5 protein-coding genes are annotated in these 7,653 nt (G+C 34.1%); 2 read left to right on the top strand and 3 right to left on the bottom strand.

Annotation, left to right across the window (positions count from 1 at the left end; genetic code table 11):
• Positions 1-58 precede the first annotated feature (58 nt).
• Both ACP6PL_RS10015 and ACP6PL_RS10010 read left to right on the top strand, forming a co-directional pair.
• Positions 59-487, top strand: a complete 429-nt coding sequence (locus tag ACP6PL_RS10015; protein WP_426545092.1) for an SGNH/GDSL hydrolase family protein — start codon at positions 59-61, stop codon at positions 485-487.
• Between the two features lie 534 nt (positions 488-1,021).
• Complete coding sequence (locus ACP6PL_RS10010) at positions 1,022-1,774, top strand: SGNH/GDSL hydrolase family protein (protein WP_426545082.1); 753 nt, start codon at positions 1,022-1,024, stop codon at positions 1,772-1,774.
• 270 nt (positions 1,775-2,044) lie between these two features.
• Here ACP6PL_RS10010 and ACP6PL_RS10005 read toward each other — a convergent pair whose 3' ends face one another.
• From ACP6PL_RS10005 to cobN, 3 genes are all read right to left on the bottom strand, one after another.
• Positions 2,045-2,656, bottom strand: coding sequence for a hypothetical protein (locus ACP6PL_RS10005; protein ID WP_426545080.1), 612 nt, complete (start codon positions 2,654-2,656; stop codon positions 2,045-2,047).
• A 168-nt stretch (positions 2,657-2,824) separates the two neighbouring features.
• A complete protein-coding gene (locus ACP6PL_RS10000) occupies positions 2,825-2,983 on the bottom strand; it encodes a hypothetical protein (RefSeq protein WP_426545078.1) in 159 nt (52 codons plus the stop codon).
• A 99-nt stretch (positions 2,984-3,082) separates the two neighbouring features.
• Complete coding sequence (gene cobN, locus ACP6PL_RS09995) at positions 3,083-7,645, bottom strand: cobaltochelatase subunit CobN (RefSeq protein WP_426545076.1); 4,563 nt, start codon at positions 7,643-7,645, stop codon at positions 3,083-3,085.
• Between the last annotated feature and the right edge of the window lie 8 nt (positions 7,646-7,653).

Here is a 7,653-nt window from a genome sequence, read left to right as displayed (position 1 = left end):
GTTTTAACCAGAGGTAATTATCAATTATCCATTATCAATTATCAATTAATGAACGGATATTATAATAATTCAAGTTGGTGTTAATGATTTAAAAAATATTCCGCTATTTCCTGAAAAAAAAGAGATAATTATTTCTGAGTGTAAATCAAATCTAGAACAAATTGTCAGGCAATCTCGTCAGCTTGGTGCGGTTGTGATTCTGACAACAATTTTTCCTATTGCTGAAGTTCCTCTAGAGAGAAAACTTGTTTGGTCGCCGGATGTAGCTATAGGAATTAAGGAAGTAAATAATTTTATTTATTCATTGGAAAAGGAAAATGTGATAATTTTTGATACAACACATATTTTAGCAAATGAGCAAGGAAAAGTTCGGAGAGAATATAGAATAGATTTACTTCATATTAATAGGAGTGGATATGAAGCTTTGAATGACAAATTAACGCCTATTTTAAAAGATTTATATATTTTATTAAATCAGAAAAAATAAATATTTATTATGCAAAAATTAGTGTAATTTTATTACGATATTTATATCCTTACTAACCATTAATTTTCTGCTAAAAGACTCTGTAGCAATATTTTATCAAGCAGAGGTAGTAGTTATTAAAGTTGACTGAAATTATTTGACCTTTTTTATAGTGGTTTTGAGGAAGATGGAATACACCTTGAAGAATAAAAACTCTTGTAGGGAAGTTCCATGAACTACTGTGCTCTACCTAACTGAAAACTGCTATAAGTTTAAGATGGCTGCTAAAATTATAGAAAAATGAGACTATACTTATTTTGTCTCAAGAAAATAAAAATAGTTTGTTTTGCTCTAGGCAAAATCAGTGTTATTGTTTGATATAACTATTTTTTTGTAGTGGACTGTTTCAACTAATTTTGTTCATTAGGACGGGTTTATATAAATCTTAGGGTAAACATAAAAATTTCTACTAAAACACGCCCCTATTATTGCACTATTTAAGATGAAAGAGTTCAGTAGTATTAATTTTAGTTTAGGTTTAAGGAATTTTCGACTATGGATAAAAATAAAATAGTAACTGTCTGTTTATCAACAATTATATTAGTTTCACTATGGCTTAATTTCCTCTTTTTCAACAGAAGCAGAAATTTTTATTTACAATTAAATTCTCTGCAATTAAACCCACTTGCCATAAATTATTATCCTCTAGTTCCTAATCCTGAAGAGACTGGAAATTCCCAACAAAAGAATATAATTTTTTTTGGAGACTCTCGTGCTCGTGCTTGGAATTTGCCTAAAGGTTTTGATAATTTTAATTTTATTGATCGAGGTATTTCTGGTCAAACTACAGGGCAAGTTTTAGGAAGATTAAATCGACATATTAAACCTTTGTCTCCTGATGTTGTAATAGTTCAAGTTGGTGTCAATGATTTATACAGAATACCTCTATTTCCTGAAGATAAAGAGACAATTATTTCTGAGTGTAAATCCAATATCAAAGAAATTGTGAGCCAGTCTCGTCAGCTTGGTGCGGTTGTGATTCTGACAACTATTTTTCCCCTTGCAGAAATACCTCTTGAGAGAAAAATTTTTTGGTCACCCGATATAGTAGTTACAGCAATTAAGGAAGTAAATGATTTTATTTATTCATTAGAAAACGAAGATTTAATAATTTTTGATACAACAGATATTTTAGTAAATCAACAAGGAAAAGTTAGGGAAGAATATAGTAGAGATTTCCTTCATCTTAATCGCGCAGGATACAAAGCATTGAATGATAAATTAATGCCTATTTTAAAAAAATTATAGATTTGGTTGAATTTGAAGATAGCAATTTTTGTACTGATAAGATGTAAAATTAGTTTGTTTTAGGCGACATAACATCAGAACAAAACAGTACCTTACTAATGGATAATTGATAATTAATCAATTACGTTTAAAGCTTATCCTAATAATTAATAATTGATAATTGCGGAAAGCGTTCCTGACAGAATGCTCCGCATTCATGTCGCCAAGCATTTCATGTCAGCTGTCGCCGAAAACAAAAATAATTATACATTATTCATTATCAATTAAAGACTAGGAATTATCCCTTTTAATCTCATTATCTGGTCTGTAAGGTTCTTCTCGTAATATATGACTAACTAATAGTTTTAGATAGAATAAAGGAAGAAACCATTCAAGTCCTACAGGTGTTTCTAACAGATAAATCGACAATATAATGGCTATACTATACAGAGTCAGTGCAACAGGGCGCTGAAGATATAATGGTATTATCTGAATTACTATAGAAGCGACAACCAGATAGCCACCCACCGTAAAGATCCAGAGAATATTGAAGTCCATGTATAGGCAAGCGATCATAGTAATTTGGACAAAATGAAGCAAAATAAAAGACATATGCTCTGTGAAACCTTGCCCGGCACGGTGATACCAACGCTTCCCACTTGATGTTGAGTTAGTGATTATCCCACCCATGATATCAAACCCAATGACAAAACAAACCAAGTATTGTGTTACTGACCATCCAAATTCACCTAAATACCCATAATATGCAGCAACAAAACCTGCAAATATCGGTACAACTGACTGTAGAATCATCTCTAGACGAGTAGCTCCGGGGCCACAAAATTTGTCAATACCACCTTTAATACCCAAGCGTGGTTCAGGAAAGTTCCAATCTATTTTCATAGTATTTCCAAGTTATACCAATTTCATAAAATATTGCAAAGCGTGAGGATACAGGGAACAGGGAACAGGGAACAGGGAACAGAGAAAGAAAAACATAAATATTAAAGAGGAAAAAAGGTGGAAATTTTAGAATTTATGGAATTTATAATTTTTTCTTTTAGGAATAAATCACAAATTAAGATGTAACTGCCTTTGCGTGAATTTGGTATTAAAGATACTAAGTAGAGCTTGCTGATTAAATATAAAAGCATTGACATATAAAGACAAGTGGCTTTTTTCTTCAATTATTCCTTCTGCTTCTAGAGCGATCGCCCGCAATTTATCCAAGATTTTTTGATTAGCTAACTGGCATAAGCTTCGTTGATTTACCTCTAATTTTTTTAACTATTTCTGGGTACAAATTACTTCTAAATTCTGAATTCTGAATTATAAATTCTCAATTATTCCTTCTGCTTCTAGAGAGATAGCCTGTAATTTTTCCAATGTTTTTTGATTAGCTGACTGCCATAAACCTCGTTGATTTGCTTCTAATAATCTTTCTGCCATATCTCGTAATGCCCAAGGATTTTTTGCTTGAATGAATGACTGTATATTTTTATCAAAAATATAAGCTTCTGCTACTCCTTGATACATAAAATCTTCTACACATTTTGTCGTCGCATCATAAGCAAATAAATAGTCTACTGTTGCTGCCATTTCAAAAGCTCCTTTATAACCATGACGCATCACTCCAGCTATCCATTTAGGATTAACAACTCGCGAACGATAAACCCTAGCAATTTGTTCTTTTAATTGTCGGACTTTAGGATTTTCTGGCATGGAATTATCTCCAAAATAAGTATGAGGATTTTTGCCCGTTAAAGCGCGAATTGCTACAGTCATTCCTCCTTGGAATTGATAATAATCATCCGAGTCTAATAAGTCATGTTCTCTATTGTCTTGATTATGCAAAACTATCTGCATTTGTTGAAGACGTTGCGAAAATGCTTCAGGAGAATTTATCGCCCTAACTTCCTGACTATAACTATTATTAATTCCTGTATAAGCATAGCTACTCCAATTAATATAAGCTCTGGCTAAATCTCGATCGTCTTGCCAATTTTGAGATTCGATTAAACCTTGTAAACCTGCACCATAAGCTCCTGGTTTGGAACCGAATATTCTATATTGAGAACGTGCTTTTGCCTGAGTTTCAGTTAATCCTAATTCTTGCCAATATTTGACTTCTTTTTTGACTTGAGTAGCTAAAGGATTTTCTGTTTCTAGTTCATCTAAATTAGCTACAGCAATAACAGCTTGGTCGAATAAATCGATAATATTAGGAAAAGCATCTCTAAAGAAACCAGAAATTCTTAAAGTTACATCTACACGGGGTCTTCCTAATATTGAAATTGGTAAAATTTCAAAGTCAATAACTCTTCGGGAGGGTCTATCCCAGACTGGTTTTACTCCTAATAAAGCAAGTGCTTCGGCAATATCATCTCCACCAGTTCGCATGGTAGAAGTTCCCCATATTGATAACCCTAAAGTTTGAGGATATTCTCCATTTTCTTGAGTGTATCTTTCGATTAAATTTTCTGCTGCTAATTGCCCTATTCTCCAAGCAGTTTCTGTAGGAATGGCGCGAATATCTACGGAGTAAAAATTCCGACCTGTGGGTAAAACATCTGGTCTACCTCTTGTCGGAGCGCCGGATGAACCACTAGGTACATATTTGCCGTCTAATCCTATTAATAAGTTTGTAATTTCTCGGTCAGTTTTTTGCAGAGAAGGTAGAAGATTTTGGCGAATCCATTCTAATTCTTTGTTAGTCTGTGGGAAGGGAGAGTAGATTTGGTTTTGATTAATTAAATTCTCGACTAAATTAGCTGCTTTTTGTTCTAGTAATTCAACAGCATCACCCAGAGTACGACAAGATTTTCCATCTACCACTAAGCCCCGATCAATAATTGTAGAAAAATCGTCGTTGAGAGGGTCAAAATCTAAGTTTAAATCTTTAGCTAAAGCACGAGTTAAACCTAAACGAGTAGTGCTAGGATGACGAGCGATCGCTACGATTAAATCTCGTAGTTGTTGACCTTGAGGAGATTGGCCAAATATATGTAAACCATCGCGAATTTGTGCTTCTTTTAATTCGCAAAGATAACCATCTACATTAGTAATTAATTTGGCAAATATAGTATTTTCATCATTTTCAAATTTCTGCTGATTTTGCTGCGGAGGTGAGAGGAAGTCTGAGTCTTTTTCCGAAGTGGAGAAGTCGGGAGTTACCTCTTCTATTTCTGTAGAAAATTTCTGCTGATTTTGCTGAGGGGGTAAGAGGAAATCTGAGTCTTTTTCGGAACTGGAAAAGTTAGAAGTTACATCTTCTGTTTCTGTAGAAAATTTCTGCCTATTTTGCTGAGGGGGTAAGAGGAAATCTGAGTCTTTTTCGGAACTAGAAAACTCGGAAGATACACCTTTTGCTTCTGTAGAAAATTTTTCCTCATTTTGCTCGGTAGGAAGGAGAGAGTCAGAAGCAAAACTTTCTATTTCTCTGAGAAAAATTTCCCTATTTTGCTCTGGGAGTAAGAGAAAGTCTAAGTCTTTTTCGGAACTAGAAAACTCGGAAGATACACCTTTTGCTTCTGTAGAAAATTTTTGCTCATTTTCCTGAGGGAATGAGAGGAAATCTGAGTCTTTTTCAGAATTGGAAAACTCGGAAGATACACCTTCTGCTTCTGTAGAAAATTTCTGCCTATTTTGCTGAGGGGTTAAGAGGAAGTCTGAGTCTTTTTCTAAAAATGATAAGTCTTTATCTAAACCTTCTTTTTCTATGAGATTAATTATCCGCTCCCGAATCACAGATAACCGAGATGGATCTAAATTTTGTGCTTCATAATATTCATCAATTAAGGTTTCTAATTGCTGCAAAGCTCCATAAATTTCAGCACGAGTCATAGGTGGAGTTAAATGATCGATAATTACAGCTTGAGACCTCCGTTTAGCTTGAGAACCTTCTCCTGGATCGTTAACAATAAAAGGATAAAAATGTGGTAAAGCACTGAGAGCTATTTCTGGAAAACATTCTTGAGATAAACCGACACTTTTACCGGGCAACCATTCTAAATTCCCATGTTTTCCCACATGAATAATTGCATCTATTTGAAATTTTTCTCTCAACCAATAATAAAAAGCTAAATAATTAGGAGTCGGTTCTAAATCTGGAGCATGATAATTTAAACTTGGGTCAATATCGTAACCCCTAGAAGGTTGAATGCCAACAAAAATATTTCCTAGCTGAATACCTGAAATAGGAAATTTCTCTATTTCTTTTACCTCAGAATATTTCTTAAATTCCTCAAAATTTCTAGATTTAGATTTAGCAAAAGATAGAGGAATTATCGTCGAATTAATCCCTACATCCATGGCAAAATTTGTGTCATTATCTTTCTCAAATTCTAAAAAATTACTAGAAACAGATTTGAAAAAAGATGGTGGAATTATCGTCGAATTAATCCCTACATCCGTGGCAAAATCTGTGTCTGCCATCTTTCCCCATCTCTGAATAATTTTTTCTTGTACAACCTCTGGCAAACTAGCAAAATATGTTTCAAATTCTGCTAAGGATAAAGACTGGAAAACAGGACGTAATTCATGACTTTCCAAATCATTTGTTACTCCATAAGTCAGACATTTAATTAACTCATCCCCCGTTGCCGGAATATTTTCCAAATGATAACCAGCTTGTTGTAAAGCTCTAATAATTTCTACACAACTGGCAGGAGTATCTAACCCCACTCCATTAGCAAGACGACCGTCACGATTAGGATAATTTGCTAATATTAATGCGATGCGACGTTGAGATGCTGGAGTTTGCCGTAATTTTATCCAATTAGCAACTAATTCTGACACAAATTCAATCCTATCTTGAACCGGAAAATAACTCACTACATCTGTTTCTATATCAGAATTCCAAGTTTTAACTGCCTTAAAAGAAACTGCCCGACTAATAATATTTCCATCTACTTCTGGCAATGCAATATTCATTGCCACATCCCGTGGTGAAAGACCTTGAAATTGACTTTCCCACTGCTCAAAATTACCACCACTAAAAATTACTTGTAAAACTGGTATATCTAAAATTTTTCCCTGCCTTAACAAAGGATGGTTAGCAGATTTTTCAATAGAAAAATTTCCATCATTCACAACAGAGACAGCAAAACTGGTTGTGTTTAACAATAATTGAATTGCTTCAGCATTCTCAGGTTGAAAATATGCCAATATTTCTCCCTGTACTTCTACATCTCTAGGGGAAGAAACAAATACCGGAACAGGTTCTAAATTTTTTTCTATCAAAGCTTGGCAAAGAGCATCTATAGGAGCAATATTTCCTGAGAGATAATGAGCGCGATAGAATAATATTCCGACTTTTGCCTTTGTATTTTTCTCTTCTTTTTGCCAAGGATAAATTCCAACTCGCGGTACTGATATAGGTGAGGCAAAATCATAACTTTTTCCCAGACAAATATTAGCGATAAACTTGAGACCATTAACAAAATTATTGACCCCACCTTCTATTAAATATTTCCAGAATTGATTCACTAGAGAAATTGAAACATTAGAGTGACTAATTAAATCTGGATCTGGGCGGTCATCTCCAGGAATTACTATTAGTTTTGCCCCTCCTTTTTCTATGACTTCTAGCAAAACTTCTAAACCATAAGACCAATAGGAGCGCCCCCCCAAAAGTCGAATAATAATTACTTTTGCCTTAGATAAAATATCATCAGCGTAAGTATCAATAGTTAGTTGTTGTTGTAACTGAAGCAAATTAGCAACTCGCACTGGTGGAAAATCTGAAGGTAATTTATTAACTACTGCTGCCAAAGTTTGAATATCCGTATCTGCCGCAGTTAAAAATATTATTGGTGCGGGAGTTTGCTCTATAAAAATTACCCCTTCTGCTTGAGGGTTCCAACCACCAGGAGTAGCTGCTATTCGGTGCATATATTTGT

Origin of the sequence: Dapis purpurea BLCC-M126, assembly GCF_050015975.1 — a bacterium.
In the GTDB taxonomy this organism is placed as follows: domain Bacteria; phylum Cyanobacteriota; class Cyanobacteriia; order Cyanobacteriales; family Microcoleaceae; genus Trichodesmium.
This window is presented reverse-complemented; position numbering and strand designations above follow the sequence as displayed.